The following is a 23,208-nucleotide window of genomic DNA, read 5'->3' as shown; positions in this document are numbered from 1 at the left end:
ATTTAAGCATAAATAAGGGTTTGATGATATGGAATGATTGGTCGCTATCAGGACAGCCTATCACATGCTTTGGATTTTATCACGTAAGGCAGGTAAGTGACGACGACTGACCGCTAGCGTCTCATCAATACCTTTAAAACGTATCTGATACTGGCCTGCATCCAAAGTTTCTAGAAAGTCCAAATAACTAAGGTTGATGATGGCATTGCGATGTACTCGGAACAGACGATCATCGAACTCTTGCTCTAACTCTTTTAGCGTTTCATCAATCAATACCATGCCATCTTTGTGACGCACTTTGACGTATTTTTGATCTGCTGCAAAATAGTAGATATCCTTCAACTTAATTAGCTCAACACCGCGATGCGTACGAGCAGCGATATGTTCACGTATCGGACGTGCTGTCGGGTCTTCAAGCTTGCGAATTTCGTTTAGTTGAGCGGCATTTAGGTTCTTTGCTTTGTTTAATGCCTCTAGTAGCTCATCTTTGTTTGCAGGTTTCAGCAAATAGCCAATTGCATTGGCTTTTAATGCTGCGATCGCATAATGGTCGTATGCCGTCACAAATATAATCGCTGGTGGATGCTCAAGTTTGGCAAGTTCTTGAGCACAGCGTACGCCGTCCATTTCAGGCATTCGGATATCTAATAATATAATATCTGGCTGCTGGGTTTTTACAGCGACGATGGCTTCTGCACCTGTTGTGGCCTGAGCAACGACTTCATGGCCTGACTCCTGTACAATTCTCACCAAGCGCTCACGCGCTAGGGGCTCATCATCACAAACTACGATACGCATGCAAACTCCCATCCAAGGACATACTTAATATTTTTTTCAATAATATTACGGCTATATTAGCACTCATTATCAATCACTTAGAATATATAATCTAAATTATTTAATAAAATTCTGACAAAAACCACCAGTTTTTATAGCGGACAATATACTCCTGCTATCGGTAGATTTTATATGGTGTAATTGTGTTTCACGGTAGTTATGATATTACTTATTCGTAATCATTATTTATCAAGCATAAATTATGACGTCTATACATAGTGATGCAATAAGTATGCCATATAGGCTTTTGAAAGGTAAAAGAATGGAGAAAGCTAATAAAGAACAGTAGGTTATAAACCGACGTCTTGTAGAGGATAGTCGATGATGGTGATAATTTGAGTGCTGGCTACCGAGCTTTGAATGTCAGCACTTTGACCAAAATGGGCACGCAAACGATCAGCTTGAATATAGAAATTCATATGCTGGCGCAAATCATGATTGATAATTAATGTCTTTTTGGGAAGCGCAACATCAATCATAATTTTAACTCGGTGTTGTTCCCACGTGACTTCGATATTAATGCAGATAGTTTCTGTCGTCATCTCTACCACATTGAGCAGTATTTTCTCTAGCACGCTTTGTAGCGTTAGTGCAGTGATAACCATGTCATACATGATATCTTCTTCAGGTAACGTCCAATTGACTTCGAGCTTGTCTGCTAAACGACTAGATTCGATTGCCAAATAATGCTCACAAAGATCAACCTCTTCTTCAAAGCTAATCTCGCGTGTACCACTAAAACTAGCACGGAACAATGCAGAGACGTGCTGTAATAAGTCAGCGGCTTTAGGCGGGTTCGATTCAATCAGAGATACAAGTGTATTGATAGTATTAAAGAAAAAGTGCGGGGCCGTACGGGCTTTTATTAGATCATTTTGCGCAGTCAGTTTATATTCAAAGGACAGCTTGAGCGCATTAAGCTCACGGTAGCTACGCAAAAAATATAATAGAAACACAGTGGTAAAACCGCCCGCCAACACTGTATTGAGCACAATATTTAATACAAACGTGCGACTATCATATGTTAGCCAACCGAAATTAATCATAGATAATGTGACTAACGCCATCGAAGCTGCAGCAGCAAACATTAGTAACAATACAATCCGCATACTTACACTAAGAATACTGGCGGTTTTGAAGGCAGGGCGTAGATAGTCAACTAAATACAGTGAGGGAATAACCGTCAGAGTGTTTTGAGTGAAGCTACGTACAAACTGAATCATGAAATCTGACCAAGTGGCTAAGCTATGGTGCTCCATTACCGTTAGGAACAAGGACCAAAAAAAGATATATGTCAGCCACTGCCAAGGCCTCATGATCTCCATGAGTTTAGGAATAAAAAACTCTAAGCGTGTAGCTAGTAAGGCAACCTCATCATTTGCTATACTCGAGTTCTTATTCTCTTGACTTGTCTTGTACCGATATGAACGCCAATTCTTCAAAACCTAGTAATCCTGAATCAAGTAAAAGTTCATCTGACTCTGATTTTAGCACAGATGCTCCGATAACAAGTACCACAACGCAGACTGCGCCTGCTAGTAGCCAAGGCCAACAAATGTGGGGCGGGCGCTTTAGTGAAGCGACAGATAGCTTCGTTGCCGCCTTTACTGCCTCTGTAGGCTTTGACCAACGCTTTGCTCGTCACGATATTCAAGGCTCGATTGCTCATGCAACGATGCTAAAAGAATGTAACATTTTAACTGCTGATGAAGTTGCCACCATTATTGATGGCCTGCAGCAAGTATTGCGCGAGATTGAAGCGGGAGAGTTTAACTGGTCGATCGCTCTGGAAGACGTGCACATGAATGTAGAGTCACGTTTGACTGACATTGTAGGTGCCGTTGGTAAAAAGCTACACACTGGTCGTAGCCGTAACGATCAGGTAGCCACAGACATTCGCCTATGGTTACGCGAAGAGACTGATAATATTATTGAGTTATTAGTACGTTTACAAAGTGGTTTACTTGATTTGGCTGAGCAACATACTGATACTATCATGCCAGGCTTTACTCATTTGCAAACAGCACAGCCTGTTAGCTTTGGGCATCACGTGATGGCATGGTTTGAGATGTTGTATCGCGATACTGAGCGTCTTGTCGATGCACGCCGCCGTATCAACCAGATGCCACTTGGTAGTGCAGCGCTTGCTGGTACAACTTTCCCAATCGATCGTACCATTACTGCTGAATTGCTAGGTTTTGAAGGTATTTGCCAAAATTCGCTCGATGCTGTTTCAGACCGTGATTTTGCGATTGAGTTTACTTCAGCAGCATCTATCCTGATGATGCATATGTCGCGTATGAGCGAAGAGATTATTCTTTGGATGTCAGCACAATTTAATTTTGTGCAGATACCAGATCGCTTCTGTACGGGCTCATCGATCATGCCGCAAAAGAAAAATCCTGACGTACCTGAGTTGGTACGCGGTAAAGCGGCACGCGTCTTTGGTCAGTTGATGACTTTGCTTAGCCTAATGAAAAGCCAGCCACTCGCCTACAACAAAGACAATCAAGAAGACAAAGAGCCTTTGTTTGATTGCGTTGATACGTTGACAGGTTCACTATTAGCGTTTGCTGATATGCTACCAAATATCACGCCAAACAAAGAAAGTATGCGTGCCGCTACGATGAAAGGCTATGCGACTGCGACTGACTTGGCAGATTACCTAGTACGTCAAGGTGTGGCATTCCGTGACGCTCACGAAGTCGTTGGTAACGCTGTTGCTTTAGGCATCAAAGAGGGTGTTGATCTAAGTGATTTGTCATTGGCACAGCTACAGCAATTTAGCGATGCTATCGGTGAAGATGTCTTCGACTATCTAACGCTAGAAGGCTCATTAGCAGCTCGTGACCATTTAGGTGGCACTGCACCAAACCAAGTCAAGCAAGCGGTGATCAATGGCCGTGCTCGCTTAAAAGCCTTTGCTTAATCATTAATTTGCAAATAACAGCCAACTTGCTAATTTAAATTTGACACCCGCTATCTATGCGGGTGTTTTTATTTGTCCTATGACCTTTACTGGTTTAGCCAATGTCATTATCAAAATATCACTAGCTTTGAAAATTTCAATAAAAAGGTCAAACGTAGTTAGTGTTTGTCATACACCAGCTACCAACGAATTTATAATAAATCGATAGAGGCTTGACGGTATACATTAGTACCCTTTGCTAAATCTACCAAGACCGTTATCATAGACTCATATGATATTTGATTTAACCACTTAATATAATGAATAAGGAATGCCTTATGACTGAGACTTTTAACCCTCAAGCAAATACTGTGTTTTGCCGTAAATATAAGCAAGATTTACCGAAGATGCCGCATCCACCCTTCCCTAATAAAAAAGGTCAAGAGCTGCAAGAGACCGTATCTGAAAAGGCGTGGAAAGAGTGGCTTGAGCATCAAACCATGCTCATTAATGAGAATCATCTAAGCATGATGGATCCTGCTGCTAAAAAGTTTTTAACAGAGCAGCGTGATAAGTTCTTAGACAATGAAGACTATGAGCGCGCACAAGGCTGGACACCAGAAAGTTAGTATTTACTGGCTTTCTACTAGCTACATTTAGTAGTTATAAAAAAACGCGCTCACTATAGCGCGTTTTTTATTATAAGGTAAAAATCAATGTATTTCCTATCAGCCTTCATCACTATCTGACGTTTCTAGCTCATTGGCTGACAATGTACTAACTTGACGAGCAGCTAAGCGATCATTGGCTTCTTGCACCGCTTTTTCGACCATCGCATAGTCTGAATGACGCACGTCCTGCCCACTGATATAGTTAATCACTAGCTCTGCGACATTTTGTGCATGGTCACCAATACGCTCTAGCGATCGTAATATCCACATAATATTAATGACTTTTGATACATGGCGCGAGTCTTCCATAATATAGGTCATCAAGGCGCGTATGGCTGACTGATATTCGGTATTGACCACGCTATCATTACGCATCACTTCAAACGCTTGCTCCGCATTTGATTGACTAAAAGCTTCTAGCGAGTTGTTTAGCATCAGACGGACTTGATTGCTCAGATGCTGAACTTCAGCATAGCCGTATGCTGATTTGCCTTCTGCCGCTATTTTACTGGCCATTCGCGCAATTTTTACCGCTTCATCGCCGATACGTTCCAAATCAACCACACCTTTACTGATTGACATGACTAAGCGCAAATCACTGGCTGCTGGCTGGCGCTTGGCGACCAATAACAAAATGTGCTCGTCGAGTTCGACCTCCATTCGATTGATATCGAAGTCCATATCGATGACTTCTTGCGCCAGTGTTTCGTCTTTATCGATCAGAGCGTGAATGGCTTTGGCCACTTGGTTAGCCGCGCTATCACCCATGTATAAAAATAAACGGATGGCTTCATCAAGGTCTTGGTCAAAACTTTTGGAGATATGCTTATCACTTTGCATAAGAGGTATTCCCTAGAATCTATATTTTAATAGCGCAGTGTGCCTATGAAGTTAGAAAGTCGGCTTATGACATGCTAATCAGCTTTGTCTGCTTGTACCGATTTCAATCTCAATCAATGTTAGCCATAACGACCTGTAATATAGTCTTCTGTCGCGGTTTGGGTAGGTTTGGTAAATATCTGATCGGTCTCACCCATCTCAATCATGTCGCCCAAATACATATAGACCGTATAGTCAGATACGCGTGCTGCTTGCTGCATATTGTGAGTGACGATAGCGATGGTATAGTCGTTTTTTAGATCTTCGATCAAATCTTCGATAGCACCCGTTGAGATAGGATCCAGTGCTGATGTCGGCTCATCAAGCAACAGCACTTCAGGCTTAGTCGCGACGCTACGGGCGATACACAGACGCTGCTGCTGACCACCTGATAACGACAGTCCTGATGCTTTTAGCTTGTCTTTCACTTCTGGCCATAGTGCTGATTTTTTCAGTGCCCACTCGACGCGATGATCCAGCTCGTCTTTGCTTAATTTTTCATACAGTCGTACGCCAAAGGCGACATTGTCATAGATTGACATCGGGAACGGCGTTGGCTTCTGAAAGACCATACCAACTTGTGCACGCAGTAAGTTCACATCGATGTCTTTACCCAAGATGTTTTTGCCATCTAAATTGATATTGCCCTCTGCACGCATACCTGGATATAGATCGTACATGCGGTTAAAGGTACGCAGTAGCGTAGACTTGCCACAACCTGAAGGACCGATAAAAGCGGTCACTTTTTTATCGGCGATATCGATATTGATATTTTTTAATGCCTGAAAATCATCGTAATAGAAGTTTAGATCTCGAACTTCCATTTTTGCAGCAGGCATGTTCTTAGGAATATCTTGAATCGTTTGTTTATTAAAGTCAGCAGTGTTTGGTTGCTGAGCTTGGGCGCTAGTAGACATGGGTCTATTTAATAGGCTGCCTGTTGCCGTATTAAAGTTGTCAGCAGTCGTGTTCGTACGGACGTTGCTTAGGACATCATTCATAATATTTCAACCTAGCTCAATTAATTTCATATAAGTTTAAGTAAATGCTTAGCGTGTAGCGTGCTACGGTCTGGTCTGCTCTCAGCCCTTATTTGGGCTGACCTCTACCACCGATAAATCTTGCCAAAATATTCAATACTAGGACAGATGCGGTGATAAGTAATGCTGCCGCCCAGGCCAATGTATGCCAGTTGTCATAAGGACTCATCGCAAACTGGTAAATGGTATTGGGTAAGTTAGCAATAGGCTGACCCATATCAGTACTGAAGTATTGATTGTTAAGTGCGGTAAATAGTAACGGCGCTGTCTCACCAGTGATTCGAGCAAAAGCCAATAGCACACCTGTGGTCAGTCCCGCGCGTGCAGCTTTTACCGTTACCTGAGTGACCAGTTTCCACTTAGGAGTACCTAGCGCATAGGCCGCTTCGCGTAGACTATTAGGTACTAGATTCAGCATGTTTTCTGTCGTACGCACGACCACCGGAATAACAATCAATGCCAATGCCAACGCGCCTGCCCAACCAGAGAAACTTTGACCTTTTACCATCAGTGCATAGATAAATAGACCGATGACAATCGATGGCGCTGACAATAGAATATCATTTAAGAAGCGAGTGACCTTGCCCAGCATACTGCCTTTAGAAAACTCAGATAAGTAAATACCTGTCATAAGGCCAATAGGTGCACCGATAAACAAGCCTGAAAACGCCAACATGACCGAACCAACGATAGCATTACGTAAGCCGCCCGCACTCATTGGTGGCGGCGTATCAGCGGTAAAGATTGGCAACTGCACCATGCCTTGGAAGCCTTCAACAAACAAAGTCACCAAAATCCATGATAACCAAAATAAGCCAAAAACCATCGCTGACATGGCAAAGCCTAGACCTAACTTGTTGGTCAAACGACGCTTGTTATACAGGCTTTGATTGTAGCGGGTAGCGCCGTTTGGCTTAGTAGGCAGTGGTGCATTAATCGCATTGTTAGCAGGCATAATATTTATTTCCCATATCTTTTATCAATATCTATCAAGGTTCAATAAATCGGTAACAGACCTATCGATTACCTGCTTTGTGATCCATGCGCATGAGCATCAGTTTTGCTAAAGACAGCACAATGAAGGTGATGACAAATAAGATTAAGCCTAGATGTAGTAAAGACGCTAGATGCAGCTCACTTGACGCTTCAGCAAACTCATTGGCCAAGGCCGAAGTAATCGTCACACCAGAAGTAAATAGACTTGGACTGATATTAAACGCATTACCAATTAAGAAAGTAACTGCCATCGTCTCACCCAATGCTCGACCAAGACCCAAAATCACACCACCAACGACACCAGCTTTGGTATAAGGCAGGATAATCTTGAACATGACTTCCCAAATCGTCGCGCCCATGCCATATGCTGACTCTTTCAGTAAATCGGGTACAACAGAGAAAACATCGCGCATGGTGGCGGCGATGAACGGTATGATCATAATGGCAAGTACTAGGGAGGCGGTAAACATACCTAGCCCCATAGGCGCACCTGCAAACAGTTTACCGATAATAGGTAAAGGCCCGACGTGCTCAATGAACCATGGCTGAATGTGATCACCAAAGAATGGCGCAAATACGAACAATCCCCACATACCATAAATGATAGATGGGATACCAGCCAACAACTCAATAGCGATACCAAGTGGTTTTTTTAGGAACTTAGGGCACATCTCGGTTAAAAATATCGCAATACCGAAACTGACTGGAACCGCGATAACAATGGCGATAAATGACGTGACTAAGGTACCGTAAATAGGCGCTAATGCCCCGTATTCATTGGCGACTGTATCCCAGTTATTGCTGGTATAAAATCCCAAACCAAACTCTTGAATACTCGGCCATGCTCCAACAATTAGAGACACCAAAATGCCCCCTAGAGATAGAAGGACGAGTATGGCAAACGCTTTGGTAGAGTTAACAAATAAAGCGTCGTAACGTTTTTGTTTAGCCAGTTGGGACCTTAAGTCTGTCATAAGTGTCTCAGCATTGAATGGGATGAATCGAAATATTAAAAAGATGTATCTCAGGTTTTAACACAACAAACTTAAACGGTATGAGTAAACATATCTATCAAGATGTATTCATCAAATTTGCTGTGTTAAAACCTCTCAAACAACTACCGGAGAATAGTTATTCGAGAGGATAACTTGTCGGTTGCTAAATAGTATTTAGCAGAAACAAATTACTGAGCTGGCTTGTAGACAGGCTGTCCATCACTACCTTTCACTTCGTTCCACTTCTCTTTGAACAAGGCTACTGCCGTGTCAGAGAATGGTACGTAGTCTAGTTCCATGGCGCTGTCATCACCTTGAGTATAAGCCCAGTCAAAGAAGTTCAATACGCCAGCGACTTGCTGAGGATTTTCTGGTTGCTTATGTACCAAGATAAAGGTCGCAGCAGCGATAGGCCATGCTTGGTCAGTTTCAGAGTTGGTGATGACTTTATAAAAGCCTTCTTGTTGTGACCAGTCGATATCACCTGCTGCAGCAAACGTCTCAGCAGATGGCTGTACGATGTTACCAGCTGCGTTTTTCAGCGCAGTATGTGACATTTTATTTTGCTTAGCGTAAGCATACTCAACATAACCGATAGAGTTTTTCATGCGGTTTACGTAGCTTGAAACGCCTTCGTTACCTTTACCGCCTGCACCAGTAGCAGAGGTCGGCCATTTGACGGTTTTATCAACGCCAACAGTGTCTTTCCAGTCTGGTGAAACCTTGGCAAGATAGTCAGTGAAGTTGAAGGTCGTACCTGAACCATCTGAGCGGAATACTGTTGTGATTGGGGCATCTGGCAAGGTCAAATCTGGGTTCATCGCCTTAATCGCAGGGTCATTCCAGTTGCTAATCTTACCCAAATAGATATCAGCTAAAGTCGTACCGTCTAGCTTCAGTGCACCAGGCTCAACGCCATCAATGTTGACGATTGGTACAACACCACCGATGACTGTTGGGAACTGAATCAGACCTGCTTCGTCTAACTCTTCAGGCGTCATTGGGGCATCAGAAGCACCAAAGTCTACTGTTTTTGACTGAATTTGTTTGATACCACCAGATGAGCCAATCGACTGATAGTTGACTTGGCCACCAGTCGCAGCATTGTAATCATATGACCATTTCGCATAGATAGGCTGCGGGAACGACGCACCTGCACCTGTAATATTCATAGCGATATTTTCAGCAGATTTAAAATCTGACGTAGCAGAAGATGCTGTCTGAGAGGTTGTTTCAGCTGTTGTCACAGCGCTACTGCTAGTATCAGCAGTTGGCTCCGCTGTATCTGTTGACTTATTACACGCCGTAAGCATTAATGTACAACTGACGGCCACTGCTAATAACGAATAACGCATGTAGGACTCCTGAAGTTTAACAACGGTATAAAAAAGCATTGCTTGTGATATGCGTGTTATCTTGCCAAATCTTTATGACAGTTTAATGACAACTTCTAGAATCCTTCATTCGCTTTACATAATATTTGAACAATTTGTCTACAGCCTAGTAATACTAAGCACCCTCATCTATCAACACTCAAAAAAATATTCACGAAAATATGGAACTGTATGTGTGACACAGAATATTTGTATCCAAATACTATTAGCCGTTGGTACAGAATTTTGTTAGTATGAAGGCTGATTTACAACACTGACAGACTCGGGGTGCGGTGTATTTTTGGCTCACTTTATTAAACTTGCTTTATTAAAGTAGTCGCCTTGATACATTCGCTGAGAGATCACCCGCCGAACCTGATGCGGTTAGTACCGACGCAGGGAAGTCTTAAGCACTTTGTTATTTATGACGAAGGGCGCGTAGAAATACATTTTTATCGTCACTACTGTCTTGATATGCGTGATGCATGGCCAGATAAGAAGAGAGGATATCAAGCTGCGTCCAATATTTGATGAGCACCATGCGCGACGATATTTTTTGGTCGAAGTTGTGGGTTCATGATATAAATTTGTATAAATGATGGATGCCTACCCCCGCAGATACTGGCGGTGTTGATTTTATTCAAAAACCAACACGCTAGGACAGCATATGACTACTGCAGACACCACCTCAATTGCACCGAAAGCCCAAACGCATAACCCAGCCGACAACTCAACGCTTGCCTCAAATGCTGCTGACACGACCAACGTCAAAGCAGATAAAAAAGCAGATGCGCTAAAAACCCCTGCTCACCGTGCCGCAAGCGATGCCCGTTTCGAAGAAGATGCGCGCGATCTACACCGTATTTTACCTGCCTCAAGAAAAGTCTATATCGAAGGCTCAAGACCTGACATCCAAGTACCGATGCGTGAAATCAGCTTGGCTGATACGCCTGTAGGTGGCACTGGAGATAAAGACGGTGAGCATAATCCACCGTTTTATGTGTATGACACCTCAGGTGTATATACCGACCCTAATGTCGATATCGACCTCACACGTGGATTGCCAAAATTGCGTGAGAACTGGATCGCAGAACGCAATGATACAGAGCAACTAAGTGGCCTATCTAGCTCATACGGACAAGCGCGTGCTCGCGACATCAGCACTGCTAACCTTAGATTTGCTCATATCGATAAACCGCGTCGCGCCAAAGCAGGACAGAACGTCACGCAAATGTACTATGCACGCCGTGGCATCATCACTCCTGAGATGGAATATATCGCCATACGCGAAACGCAAAAGCAGCATGAACTGACCGATATGCGTCAACATGATGGCGAGAGCTTCGGTGCCAATACGCCTCAAATCATCACCCCTGAATTTGTTCGTGATGAAGTGGCGGCTGGACGCGCTATTATCCCAAACAACATCAACCACCCTGAGTCTGAGCCGATGATCATCGGGCGCAATTTCTTGGTGAAAATCAATGCCAATATCGGTAACTCAGCGTTAGGTTCATCTATAGATGAAGAAGTATCCAAAATGACATGGGCCACGCGTTGGGGTGCGGATACCATTATGGACTTGTCAACGGGTAATCATATTCATGAAACCCGTGAATGGCTAATCCGTAACTCTCCTGTGCCGATTGGTACGGTACCGATTTATCAAGCATTAGAAAAAGTCGATGGCGTCGCTGAAGACCTAACATGGGAGATATTCCGTGATACGTTAATCGAGCAAGCAGAGCAAGGCGTAGATTACTTTACTATCCACGCTGGCGTGCTATTACGCTATGTACCGCTTACCGCAAAACGTTTGACAGGTATCGTCTCACGCGGCGGCTCTATCATGGCGCAGTGGTGTCTAGCCCATCACAAAGAAAGCTTTTTATATACGCATTTCGAAGATATCTGCGAGATTATGAAACAGTACGATGTGGCATTTAGTCTAGGTGATGGCCTACGTCCTGGTTGCTTGCAAGATGCCAATGATGAAGCGCAGTTTGGCGAGCTACGTACGCTTGGTGAATTGACCAAAGTCGCATGGGAGCATGATGTACAGGTGATGATCGAAGGCCCTGGACATGTCGCGATGAACCGCATCAAAGAAAACATGGACTTGCAGCTTGAGCTATGTGCTGACGCGCCTTTCTATACTTTAGGGCCATTAACGACAGATATCGCCCCAGGTTATGACCACATCACTAGCGCCATCGGAGCTGCCATGATTGGATGGTTTGGTACAGCGATGCTGTGCTATGTCACGCCAAAAGAACACTTAGGCCTACCAAACAAAAAAGATGTTAAAGACGGCATTATTACTTATAAAATCGCTGCACACGCTGCTGACCTTGCTAAGGGTCATCCAGGAGCACAGGCACGTGATAACGCGCTGTCTAAAGCACGTTTTGAATTCCGCTGGGATGATCAGTTCAATCTAGCACTCGATCCTGATACTGCACGTGAATATCATGACGAGACGTTGCCAAAAGACGCACACAAATCGGCACACTTTTGCTCCATGTGTGGCCCTAAGTTTTGTTCAATGAAAATCACTCAAAACGTGCGTGAATATGCAGCGGGACTGGATAAAAATGCTGCTAACCAAAAAGTAACGCCGCAAACGGGTGACCTAACCGATGCTGGTCACCTAATCAAAGAGGTAGATACAGAGCTCGTCGGACAAGTTGGTGAAGCCACTGCTGAGGAAATTCGCCAAGGCATGGCCGAGATGACTAAAAAATATAACAACGAAGGACGCCAGTTATATAAAGAGGTGTAGGATTAATAATCCTATACTTTTGAAATAAGAAAAGCCCTACTATTTAAGTATTTGCACACTTATCTAGTAGGGCTTTTTCGCTTATTTACTAATGATCTAATTACAAATTTTTATTTACTACGTTTACACTTTTGACGCTTCATAAATCTCTTCAATTGAGGCATTGATGGTTTCAGCAAAATCGCTATCGCTTTGTTGCTTACTCAAGCCTTCAGTAAAGGCACGCGAGAAGCTCGCAATCATACCTGGGTTTTGTTTGAGCTTGGCACAAGCATCGCTACGACTATAGCCACCAGACAGCGCCACTACTTTGAGCACTTTAGGATGGTCAATCAGCTCCTGATAAAACCCAGCCTCTTCAGGTAAAGTCAGCTTGAGCATCACTTGATGTTCGTCATTCAAGCGTTCCAGATTGCGCAGTATATCTGTCTTCAACAGTAACTCGCATTCATGCTTTTGAGCGCTATCAATATTGACCTCTGGCTCGACGATAGGCATCAGGCCTTTTGAAATAATTTGCTTAGCCACATCAAACTGCTGCTGTACCACAAGCTCGATACCATCGACATTTGGCTCATAGATGACTGAGCGCATTTTAGTACCGAATACGGGATAGTTTTTTGCTTTATCCAATAATAGATCTAGATTCGGGATTGGCTTCATAACTTGTACGCCGCTCATTTGCTCAGCCAAACCTTTATCTACCTTCAAGAATGGTACGATATTTTTATCTTCCCATAGGTAATTAGCTGTCGACTTACCATTAACTTCGCGCTCCATGGTATCTTCAAACAAGATTGCACCAAGTACACGCTCGCTATCAAAACAGTCGCACGTCATGATACGAGCACGCATTTCATGAACCAAATCAAACATGGCTTCATCGTTATCATAGTCGTCGCTGCTGACACCATAAGTCTCTAACGCTTTTGGTGTGCTGCCACCACTTTGATCAAGCGCAGCAATAAAACCCGAACTATTTTTTATACGCTGTAATTGCTTATCGTATTCCATTGAGCCTGCATCCTATTTTTATTGGTTAAGTTAACTATCATAAATTAAGCTTTTTTATTCCATACAAGCCGTGTTATTTGTAGATAACCTTATCATAGGATGATTTATATGCCTATATAGGATACGTGACAATATAGCTAAAAAATTATGAAACCAATACTTTTGGACAGTGCGCTTTACGCCCAAAATAGCACCCCTACACAGCAGACTGCCAATACTAATCCTATTATGTTGATACGGTTTAGCTGCTCTTTAAACACTCCTACGCCAATCAATGTCGCTACGGCAATAACACCGACATTCATACCAGTAAAGACGATGCTAGGAGAATCATGCAGCACTTGGTGTGCCCGCACATAAGCATAAATATTGCCCATGTTTAATGTACCGAGCAGCAAGCCTGTCATAAGGGCTTGTTTTTGCCAACGTACCCGTGTGATAAGTAAATAGATTAGAAGTAATACACCTGCTACCCCGAAGCTAACCAGTAGAGTCAATGGAAAAGCTGCCCCTTGTTTGGCAACTTGTTTGAACAAAATATCAATAATGCCGTAGCCTGCCCATACCCCGAATAACCACAGCGGCGTATGCTTTGCTTGCCGAGCAATATCGTTATGCTGTGGCCGATAGACAAGCGCACCTAATGCCAAAAAGCCCAACGCCAGTCCAAGTATACGTGTACCAGTCAGCACCTCACCGAATAGCAAAAAAGCCGCTACGATGGGAATGATAAGTGATAAGCGCTGAGAGGCGTCGGTTGCTACCATTCCCACCGCTTCAATGGCTCGTCCGAGAATGATAAATACAGCAGGTAATAGTACTCCAAGTGCGATGATGATTGCCCAAGCGCTATCAAGCGCATGAATGGCACCTACATCAGGTTTTAGTAATACCCAAGTCAGTAAAAAAGCCACAGGATAGCCTGCCACGATGGTCTGACGAATATCTATATTTTTCTGGCGCAATATTTTCAAAAGTACGGAGACGGCGACACTACATAGCACCGCTATTATTAAATACATCATTCACTGCTACCTTTTGAACTTCAATGTTGAGTTATTATTGTTCATCTATTTATAAAGACCATTAAATAAAATGCCTGCTAATCAGTTGATATTTGCAATAAAATCATAGTTATAAAAGCAATATTTAAACCATGAATAAGTTTGGATGTAGAATGTAACAAAATATGTTTTCCACAGCAATCTATTTATTATTGTTGTGACCAAGGTTATAAAAACACAGCTATTCTTAAGCAAATTACAATTAGCATGCAGCTATGATTAGTAATTTTGCTAAAATAGCACCTAATCCCAATCACAAAAGTAAAGATTCTAGATAACGAGTCCTCTCGTTCATCTTGACGTACTGCTATTGATGTTTTATTACTGCCTATGAATGCTTTATTTCGCTTTTTCGAAAACCGCCTACCCGCCTTTCCAGACACACCTATGCCATTGCCATCACCTCGCGATGGCATGCTGAAGTTTTTGTGGGCATGTACCAATGGCCTACGCGGCTGGCTACTAATCTTTATGATTTTGTCCGCTGGTATCGGTATCTACGAGGCCATGCTGTTTGCTTGGATAGGTAATATCGTCGATTGGTTGGGCGTTTATACGCCGCAAAACTTATGGGTAGAAAAAGGCGACATGTTGCTCATCATGCTCGCTGTCATGATAGTAAGTCCATTGTGGATTGCCTTGTCATCGTTTATCCACTTTCAGACCTTGCAAGGCGTGTTTCCTATGCAGATGCGCTGGCGTTTTCATCAGCGAATGCTTGGGCAATCCATGCAGTTCTATCAGGATGAGTTTTCGGGTCGCGTCTCAGCTAAGGTAATGCAGACAGCCCTAGCAGTACGCGATACCGTGATGACTGTCACCGATATGTTTATGTATGTCTCTGTCTACTTTATCACCTCAGGGGTGATTTTGTTTAATTTAGACAGCTTACTACTTATTCCTTTTGTCATTTGGCTGGTCTTGGTTGCCATTACCATTTGGTACTTTATCCCTAAGCTCAAGGAGACAGCGATTGTGCAAGCGGATGCTCGTGCCTTGATGACAGGGCGAATCACTGATGCTTATGCCAATATCATGACCGTAAAGCTATTTAGCCACTCTCGTCGTGAGCTTGGCTATGCTAAAAATGCCATGGGACAATTTTTAGGTACGGTACATGCGCAGATGCGCTGGGTCAGCTATTTAGAAGTATCGACCCATCTTATCAGCGTGATCTTGGTCAGTAGTACGGCAGGTATTGGATTGTACTTGTGGCAACAAGGCGCAGTTGGTGTTGGTGCCATTGCTGCTGCGACTGCTATGGCGTTACGTCTAAATGGTTTGACGCGTTGGATTATGTGGCAGACAGCCAGTTTGTTTGAGAGTATCGGTACAGTTCAAGACGGTATGCGTACGTTGTCAGCACCGCAGACGATCATTGATAAACCTGACGCGCCAGCGCTGGCCGTCACGGACGGGCGCATTGTGTTCGACCATGTTGACTTCAGTTATGAGAATGACGAAGAAGACAATGGCCAAACTGGCGAGACTGTTGATAGTACCAACATTGATAAACGCGCTCCTAACTCATATATCAAACTGTTGGACAACTTCCACTTAGATATTAAACCGGGTGAAAAGATTGGTTTGGTTGGGCGTTCAGGTGCTGGTAAATCGACCTTGGTTAATTTGCTATTGCGCTTTTTTGATGTCGATAGCGGTAAGATTCTGATTGATGGTCAGGCTATTGATGCGGTTACGCAGGAGTCGTTGCGTCAACAGATTGGTATGGTGACTCAAGATACCTCATTGCTACATCGTACCGTGCGTGAAAACATCGCCTATGGTCGTCCTGATGCTACCGACGAAGAAATTATGATCGCTGCCAAACAAGCTCAGGCATGGGATTTCATCAAAGATTTGTACGATGATAAAGGCAATACAGGACTTGATACCCAAGTGGGTGAACGCGGAGTCAAACTATCTGGCGGTCAACGTCAGCGTATTGCTATCTCACGTGTTATGCTAAAAAATGCGCCGATTTTACTTTTAGATGAAGCGACCAGTGCGCTAGATTCTGAGATTGAATATGCCATTACCGAAAGCTTAAATGACATCATGACCGGCAAGACCGTTATTGCTATCGCCCATCGACTGTCTACTATTGCTGCACTGGATAGACTGGTCGTTATGCATCAAGGTAGCATCATTGAGCAAGGTAGTCATGATGAACTATTAGCATTAAACGGTGTCTACGCTCGACTGTGGCAGCGTCAAAGTGGTGGCTTCTTAGGTGAAGACAACTAAGATTCATTAAGTCAGCTCAATCATAAGAAGATAATCTACAAAAAATCACTCAAAATAAGTCACAAGGAAGTGTTTATTTTATGGAAGCATTCACAAACCGTATTAATCTTGGCGGAAAACAAGCACGCTACTATGACCTTAGCCAGTTTAATCAGCCACTAGATTCAAGCTCTACTCCCCGCGCCCCAGCACATTTTTATAGTGGCAATAGTTTTACCGTCGGTACCTATACACCGCTGTTAAGTAAGCTAGCCACTGAGTTTGATATTAGCTCACTTGCTCTGCGTGGCTACTGGTATGATAAGCCGCAAAGTCGTCGTCTGACGCGAGAGCAAGATGCTGATATGCTGATTGAGTTTTTAGAAAAGACCCAAGACAAGCCTGTCGTCGGTATTGGTCATTCGCAAGGCGCAACAGCCACAGCAATGGCAGCTGCCAAACGTCCAGAGCTATTTTCACAGTTATACTTGATCGAGCCTGTCACATTTACCAAAAACCAAACTACCTTATATAACCTTTTGCCACGCTCTGTCCTACTAAGCCGCGAGCCTTTCAAAAGCACGTTAACCAAGCAATCTACTTGGCCAAGTACCCATAGTTATTACGAGAGCCTACGTGCGCAGCGTGCTTATAAGCGTATCAGCGATGAGCATTTGCAAGTGTTTGCTGAGCAAAGCTTGAGCAAGAATGCAGATGGTAGCTATACGCTTATGTTTGCACCAGAACAAGAGCTGGCCAATTATTTTGGCGCACCTCATATCGATGCTGCCCTTAAAAAACTACGCTGTCCCTACACGTTGATTACAGGCAAGCCTACCCTGTTCATCAATGACAAAGTACGCAAGCAATGGAAAAAATTTGTTCCAGATAGCAGTCTTATTTCGCTGACAGATTATGGCCATCTATTGCCAATGGAAGCGCCTGAACTATGCGCTCAAATTATTAACGAGCACTACAAAAGCAGCAAATAAGGATTGATAACGACTGAATTATGACTGACCTCTTTGCCCCTGCACCCACGGATAATTTACTACCCTATGATGGTAAGGTGAATGATTTAGGCGTGATTATCGACGATACCACTGCCCTTTATCACACTCTACTAAATGAGCTACCGTGGCAATCAGACATCGTGACATTATTTGGTAAGACCCATATAACCACTCGGAAAATTGTCTGGATGGGAGATACAGGTGCAGACTATCAATATTCAGGACACGTGCGGCAAACCGTTCCATGGTTAGATGTAGTGTTTCACGTGAAACAGAAAATTGAGCAAGGTTTAGCAGAGATTGGCGTCACCACTAATTTCAACACCTGCCTGCTTAATTACTATCCTTCTGGCGCTGATGGTATGGGCTACCATGCTGATGACGAAAAGGAGCTCGGTCATCAACCAGTCATCGCCTCCTTATCACTTGGTGCCACACGCAAATTTGTTTTTAAGCATAAAAAAACTCAAGACAAAGTTGAACTTTATCTTGAGTCTGGTCAGCTCGTTGTGATGCACGGTGAAACACAAACCTTTTGGAAACATACGATCACTAAGACAAAGACGGTCGATACTGGGCGAATCAGTCTAACGTTTCGGCATATGCTTACATCTTGATACTATCGCTGACTTAACGAGCCATCAAGTGTTTATGCGAGACGGTCCAAAAAACGCTCACGGTAACACTGATAAGCAGCTTCACAAACATTGGCAGTATAGCTAGCATTAACACCACCTGCGACTACTGCACCCACCGCTGGAATGATTTGCGCCGCTTTTGTCTTAACGATGTTAGTGGCTACTTTAGTCGCTGTTTGACGCAGTACACGAGACATAACCTCTTCATTAATCTGATTAAATGCTTGAGTTTCTGGATCTTTAATCATCGCCTGAGTATCATCTAACGCCGCTTTACGCTCCTCAACAGAGGCAGAAGTTGCTACAGCCAATAAAGACATAGCAAATAACTGTTCGCCTTCATCATTGATATCAAAGCCATAGTACGTTGCATATTCTCCAATCGCACGTAGATTGGCCGTAATAAGCCCAACGACATCAGCAGGGATACCTGCCCAGCCTACGACCCCTGTGGTCACCCCTTGCGCACTGGTTAGCGCTACATATTTGCTTTTGAAAAGCTTAACTTGTTTATCTACAACAGCAATGGGTAGACTTTTAATATCAGCTAGCGTTTTAATAGAGGAGCTATCAACATCCGCTATCTCTTGATAGCTATCGATAACGTCTTGAGTGTCCAATGTCCAGTTGGCTGCATCACTCAAAGCAATAATCGTTTCTTCAGTTGCTTTTTTTAGAGAATCGCCAAATTGTGGAGCCTCCATTAACGCATCACCGGCTGCTACCACAGGGGTATTAAGCACTGCGAGCGTCTTATCCAAAATCCCTTTATCAGGGTTCTTCCATGCTTCTATTTCTGCACGGACTTTGGATTCATAAGCAATGTGGTCATCTGTTTTTTCATTGATAGTCATATTATTCCCTTTATTAGTATCGTTCGCTTTCTATCCTATGATAAATAAGCAAAGACTACAGGGACGTTCTGTTGTCCAACATAAAACTTTTGTATGATTTGTTAGGTCATCAGTTAAGTTTACTGGTTTTCAACAGACATCCCCTTACTAATAAATCCTACCAAACACTACCTAATACTTGGGCAATCTTGACATTCATTCAGCCGCTGCTAAGACAATCTTGCCAAAAGCATTGCCTTTTTGTAGCTCATGGTGCGCTGCAACAACTTCTGAGAGTGGGTAGGTTTTTTGAATTTTTAAAGTCAGCTTGCCATCGGCCACTTCCTGTAAAACACGCGCCATATCTTGACCACTACGCTGCGCTTTGTAGCCTGCTACTGCTAAGTCTTTTTGCTGACCGGCTTCTTTGAGCTTATCAACCCAGATAGTTGGCAACACATTTACTCGAGCACCTGTCTTGAGAACGCTAAGCGCGCGGACACCTGCATCATTACCGACTAAATCAAGTAGCATATCGGCTTGTAGGTCAGGAAACGCTTCATCTTTTGTATAATCTACCCAACCCGCTAGCTTAGACACGTCTATCAACTCATCAAGCTTGGCGTACTTTTCTGGTGAGCAAATTACCGTTACCTTGATGTTATCTTGCGCCACTTTATTCATGAGCAATTGGATTAGTAAATGACCGACACCGCCTGCTGGTGCATTAATCACCACATGCTCGCCTGTTTTTATATCAGCAAAATCCACAAATTGTAGTGCCGTTTGTCCGATACAAGGCAAAGCACCTGCCTGCTCTAAGCTGACATTGTCTGGTACTTTTGCAAGCAACTTGGCATCTACTGCCACATATTGCGCATAGCCGCCACCGGTAAAAGTCAAGGCCGCTACTCTATCGCCGATAGCAAACTCATCGCTATTACTACTGACTACTTCGCCTGATACATCGAACCCTAAAATAGCTGGCTGATCATTCTCAAACTTGTCTTTGCGAATGTTTTCCGCACCCCAGCCTTTACCTTGGCGAGTTTTATAATCGACAGGGTTAATTCCAGCATAGGCAATTTTTACCAGTACTTGGTCGTCCTGTAGCTCAGGGACATCAACACCATCTTGGTATTTCATTACTTCAGGCTCACCGAACTCGCGTATGAGTACGGCGTGCTGAGTCTTAGGTATGTTGTGGTTAGCTTGTTGATTATTATCAGTAGTAGACGCTGTTGCCATCGTAGAATATCCTTATATTTTGTTTATTAGGCTGTACTTGGTCTTCATTTTATTGAAACGTTATGCTGTTAATAGCACTTTCAATCGAGAACATAATTAATCGATAATATGATCAATAAAGACAATTGTTCATATATCGATAGATTGCCAATATAATACATTTAGACGAATTATTATAGTTAGGTATTAGGGTAGCATCAGCTCTGCACTGATAGGCAGGTGATCTGATAGCGATGACCAAGGCTTTCCAGTATGTACCCAAGCATCCTTCACAAGCAAATTGCGCACGTAGATACGATCTAAGCTGAGTACTGGCAGTTTTGCGGGAAAGGTTGGCAACAGCTTACCATGACAATGTTTGAACGCTTCTATCATACCGAGATCTGATGCCAGTTTGTCACAAGACATCTTTTTCCAATCATTAAAATCGCCTGCCAAGATGAGCGGTTGATTCGGCGCAATCTCATTTCGCACATAATCACTAATCGCTTGATACTGCTTGATACGATCGCGCTCAAATAAATTTAAATGTGCACACAATACGACAACTGGCATCTCCCAACCGATAGGCTGTACCTCACAGTGCAAGACACCGCGCTGCTCAAGCTTATTAACCGTAATATTTACATTGTGTTTGGGGTCTAGCGGAAAGCGGCTCAATACTGCATTGCCGTGGTGGCCGTTTTCGTATTCGGAGTTTTTACCGTAACTGTTTTGCAAATCTAAAAATTCGCCGAACCATTCATGCTGTGATTGATCTGGGTACTCGTTATATTGCATATTGCGTTTGAGGTTTTGGCCTTGCACTTCTTGTAAACACAAGACGTCTGAACCCACAGACTCTAGCGCCTGAGCAATACCTTGCATCTTCACTTGGCGATTCAGCGGTGACATGCCTTTATGGATATTGTAGCTGGTTAAAACAAAAGAGGTGGTAGTCATAGTTTGGTTAGTTGTACGCTCATTATTTATGGAGTAAAGATCAATAGCTCAGCTACGACAGCACCCATAGTGATGGTAATGACAGACATAAAAAGAGCACTGGCTCGTATTGAACCAATGCTCTCATATTACACCTATGTATTATCAATGGCTAATTCATAAATGGCTGATTCATAAATGAACATCGCGTATAGGTGTCATCGTCAGATTAGTATCGAGTTACTAACGCTATTGGTTGATCTTCACCCATGATGTCTTGTGGCATAAATACAGCTTCGCCGCCATTGTGAATGACGTGCTCGATGATTTCACCGATTGCATCATCTGTGATGCCTTCCGTAGTAGCATCATTGGCAGGGCTTAACGTTTGTGCCTTTTCATCAATCTTAGCAGATTGTATATAGCCACGTCGTACATAAAGTGTCTCGCCAGCTCCTTGGAAAGCACTTCGATATACTTCCTGCAAGTCAGTCTGCAACATATTCGCACCGCGAGCTTTGTCGATTTCGCCCAATGCAGCTTTATGTAATGAGGTGCGATACTCTTCTACGGCTTCTTGCACGCTATCTACGATATGCTGAGCACTACCGTCTTCTAGATTGGTCGCATTCGATACTGTAGCGATGATATTGTCTGGACGATCACAGATTTCTTTATAGTAGCCAATATTTTTTGCATCACCAACTATAACAAGAGGCATTTTATGCTCGCCCCACAATTCTTGGACACTTTTATCAACTTGGTTAAAGAATTCTTTTAAGTGACTGCTTTCATTGTTTGATGAGCGATCTGAGCCACCGTCGCCTGTTGTGTATAGTCCGTTGTTTTCAACAGGGAACTGAATGTTCTCCATATTGTTTTGTGCATCATCATCTTTATCGAACTCTCTTACAACGCGGTCGTTAGACGCTTCAATCAAACGCGCATTATCACGAGTTAAGACCACCGTATAATAATGAACCGCACTTGCCATATCACGAACCAAGTCACGCGTAGCAAATCTATCTGAGATCACAACGCGTTCTGTTGTATCAATTGGCATACGAATGACTTGCACATCATCTGTACTAGCAAATATAGCTAAAGTATCAAGGTTATAATTGTGATTGAGCTCACTGATTTTATTTTGAATATTATCTAGAATGGTAGTCGCTGTTCGTTTATCGTACTCTTTTGTCAGACGATCTTCGGCAACCTTTAATTGGTTTTTTAGAGCGATAGGATCTTGCTCATTAGCTGGATGTTCACGATGCGTTTTAACAAAGATACTTACTGCAGGGTTAGCTTTAGTTTCACGTAAACTTTTAAGAGTCGCTTTCATATATTGCTCCTTGTTTTATTATCGTTCATTTTTAACTTTATGTATTTCTTCACTCATGTACTTTTATAAGTGTAGAAATTTCTATCCGTGTTTTTCTTGCATCCTGTCGATGCATAATATTTAAATTCCATTATCTTGATGCTAACAGCTATACCCCACTCCCTGTAGGGTTAATTTGCAAGCAAATGATAGCGCTTTGTAAGTAGAGCACTCTATATTGTTAAAGAATTGATTTAACGAGCATAGCTACATATTCAGATAATTATCTTGAGAAGTTGAATCTAAATATCAGAATCTCGACATTTACTTTCAGATTGCTAGCACTGTCCTAATTAGTTGAATCGTATAAAAGTGCTTAGGTTGTATTTTTACCAAACGAACCCATCTTTTATATAATCTATATATAAAATAAGAACACACTGTATATT

Annotated in this window: 19 protein-coding genes and 1 riboswitch; of the genes, 6 read left to right on the top strand and 13 right to left on the bottom strand. The window is 43.0% G+C overall.

Annotation, left to right across the window (positions count from 1 at the left end; genetic code table 11):
* Positions 1 to 60: 60 nt before the first annotated feature.
* Together JMX07_RS03285 and JMX07_RS03280 are read right to left on the bottom strand one after the other, a co-directional pair.
* Positions 61 to 798, bottom strand: coding sequence for a LytR/AlgR family response regulator transcription factor (locus tag JMX07_RS03285; protein ID WP_102078269.1), 738 nt, complete (start codon positions 796 to 798; stop codon positions 61 to 63).
* A gap of 329 nt (positions 799 to 1,127) precedes the next feature.
* Positions 1,128 to 2,153 carry a histidine kinase gene (locus JMX07_RS03280; protein WP_227684598.1) on the bottom strand — a complete coding sequence of 342 codons (1,026 nt, stop codon included), beginning with the start codon at positions 2,151 to 2,153 and terminating at the stop codon, positions 1,128 to 1,130.
* A 239-nt stretch (positions 2,154 to 2,392) separates the two neighbouring features.
* Between JMX07_RS03280 and argH the strand changes: the two genes are divergently transcribed.
* Both argH and JMX07_RS03270 read left to right on the top strand, forming a co-directional pair.
* Positions 2,393 to 3,766 carry an argininosuccinate lyase gene (argH, locus tag JMX07_RS03275; RefSeq protein WP_201606317.1) on the top strand — a complete coding sequence of 458 codons (1,374 nt, stop codon included), beginning with the start codon at positions 2,393 to 2,395 and terminating at the stop codon, positions 3,764 to 3,766.
* A 317-nt stretch (positions 3,767 to 4,083) separates the two neighbouring features.
* Entirely contained in the window at positions 4,084 to 4,374 is a 291-nt protein-coding gene (locus JMX07_RS03270) for an oxidative damage protection protein (RefSeq protein WP_057757820.1), read from the top strand.
* A 99-nt stretch (positions 4,375 to 4,473) separates the two neighbouring features.
* Here the strand turns inward: JMX07_RS03270 and phoU are convergent, their stop codons facing one another.
* The 5 genes from phoU to pstS all read right to left on the bottom strand — a co-directional run bounded on the left by phoU (position 4,474) and on the right by pstS (position 9,681).
* Positions 4,474 to 5,256, bottom strand: coding sequence for a phosphate signaling complex protein PhoU (gene phoU, locus JMX07_RS03265; RefSeq protein ID WP_102078266.1), 783 nt, complete (start codon positions 5,254 to 5,256; stop codon positions 4,474 to 4,476).
* Between the two features lie 119 nt (positions 5,257 to 5,375).
* On the bottom strand, positions 5,376 to 6,212 hold the full coding sequence (gene pstB, locus JMX07_RS03260) for a phosphate ABC transporter ATP-binding protein PstB (protein WP_101204716.1): 837 nt from the start codon (positions 6,210 to 6,212) through the stop codon (positions 5,376 to 5,378).
* Positions 6,213 to 6,384: 172 nt separating this feature from the next.
* The gene (gene pstA, locus JMX07_RS03255) at positions 6,385 to 7,290 is read right to left on the bottom strand and encodes a phosphate ABC transporter permease PstA (protein WP_102078265.1); all 906 of its coding nucleotides are present in this window, start codon (positions 7,288 to 7,290) and stop codon (positions 6,385 to 6,387) included.
* Positions 7,291 to 7,351: 61 nt separating this feature from the next.
* Positions 7,352 to 8,305, bottom strand: coding sequence for a phosphate ABC transporter permease subunit PstC (gene pstC, locus JMX07_RS03250; protein ID WP_201606283.1), 954 nt, complete (start codon positions 8,303 to 8,305; stop codon positions 7,352 to 7,354).
* 209 nt (positions 8,306 to 8,514) lie between these two features.
* On the bottom strand, positions 8,515 to 9,681 hold the full coding sequence (gene pstS / locus JMX07_RS03245; RefSeq protein WP_057757805.1) for a phosphate ABC transporter substrate-binding protein PstS: 1,167 nt from the start codon (positions 9,679 to 9,681) through the stop codon (positions 8,515 to 8,517).
* Between the two features lie 292 nt (positions 9,682 to 9,973).
* Positions 9,974 to 10,118: riboswitch (TPP riboswitch) on the top strand.
* 248 nt (positions 10,119 to 10,366) lie between these two features.
* Here pstS and thiC point away from each other — a divergent pair.
* Complete coding sequence (thiC, locus tag JMX07_RS03240; RefSeq protein WP_227684597.1) at positions 10,367 to 12,481, top strand: phosphomethylpyrimidine synthase ThiC; 2,115 nt, start codon at positions 10,367 to 10,369, stop codon at positions 12,479 to 12,481.
* A gap of 123 nt (positions 12,482 to 12,604) precedes the next feature.
* Here the strand turns inward: thiC and JMX07_RS03235 are convergent, their stop codons facing one another.
* Positions 12,605 to 13,495, bottom strand: a complete 891-nt coding sequence (locus JMX07_RS03235; RefSeq protein WP_201606282.1) for a fructose bisphosphate aldolase — start codon at positions 13,493 to 13,495, stop codon at positions 12,605 to 12,607.
* A 176-nt stretch (positions 13,496 to 13,671) separates the two neighbouring features.
* Positions 13,672 to 14,520, bottom strand: coding sequence for an EamA/RhaT family transporter (locus tag JMX07_RS03230; RefSeq protein WP_201606281.1), 849 nt, complete (start codon positions 14,518 to 14,520; stop codon positions 13,672 to 13,674).
* A gap of 369 nt (positions 14,521 to 14,889) precedes the next feature.
* Between JMX07_RS03230 and JMX07_RS03225 the strand changes: the two genes are divergently transcribed.
* The 3 genes from JMX07_RS03225 to JMX07_RS03215 all read left to right on the top strand — a co-directional run bounded on the left by JMX07_RS03225 (position 14,890) and on the right by JMX07_RS03215 (position 18,415).
* Positions 14,890 to 16,806, top strand: a complete 1,917-nt coding sequence (locus tag JMX07_RS03225; protein ID WP_201606280.1) for an ABC transporter ATP-binding protein — start codon at positions 14,890 to 14,892, stop codon at positions 16,804 to 16,806.
* Positions 16,807 to 16,886: 80 nt separating this feature from the next.
* Entirely contained in the window at positions 16,887 to 17,777 is an 891-nt protein-coding gene (locus JMX07_RS03220; RefSeq protein ID WP_201606279.1) for an alpha/beta fold hydrolase, read from the top strand.
* A 20-nt stretch (positions 17,778 to 17,797) separates the two neighbouring features.
* Positions 17,798 to 18,415 (top strand): alpha-ketoglutarate-dependent dioxygenase AlkB family protein, encoded by a 618-nt coding sequence (locus tag JMX07_RS03215; protein ID WP_201606278.1) that lies wholly within the window; start codon positions 17,798 to 17,800, stop codon positions 18,413 to 18,415.
* Positions 18,416 to 18,447: 32 nt separating this feature from the next.
* Here JMX07_RS03215 and JMX07_RS03210 read toward each other — a convergent pair whose 3' ends face one another.
* The 4 genes from JMX07_RS03210 to JMX07_RS03195 form a co-directional block, all read right to left on the bottom strand.
* Positions 18,448 to 19,290 carry an EcsC family protein gene (locus JMX07_RS03210; protein ID WP_201606277.1) on the bottom strand — a complete coding sequence of 281 codons (843 nt, stop codon included), beginning with the start codon at positions 19,288 to 19,290 and terminating at the stop codon, positions 18,448 to 18,450.
* A 195-nt stretch (positions 19,291 to 19,485) separates the two neighbouring features.
* On the bottom strand, positions 19,486 to 20,517 hold the full coding sequence (locus tag JMX07_RS03205) for an NADP-dependent oxidoreductase (protein ID WP_201606276.1): 1,032 nt from the start codon (positions 20,515 to 20,517) through the stop codon (positions 19,486 to 19,488).
* A 186-nt stretch (positions 20,518 to 20,703) separates the two neighbouring features.
* Positions 20,704 to 21,459: an endonuclease/exonuclease/phosphatase family protein gene (locus tag JMX07_RS03200; protein WP_102091367.1), complete on the bottom strand. Its 756-nt coding sequence runs from the start codon at positions 21,457 to 21,459 to the stop codon at positions 20,704 to 20,706.
* 208 nt (positions 21,460 to 21,667) lie between these two features.
* Entirely contained in the window at positions 21,668 to 22,780 is a 1,113-nt protein-coding gene (locus JMX07_RS03195) for a hypothetical protein (protein ID WP_102091366.1), read from the bottom strand.
* Positions 22,781 to 23,208 lie beyond the last annotated feature (428 nt).

This window comes from Psychrobacter immobilis (genome assembly GCF_904846235.1).
Taxonomy (GTDB): domain Bacteria; phylum Pseudomonadota; class Gammaproteobacteria; order Pseudomonadales; family Moraxellaceae; genus Psychrobacter; species Psychrobacter immobilis_C.
This window is presented reverse-complemented; position numbering and strand designations above follow the sequence as displayed.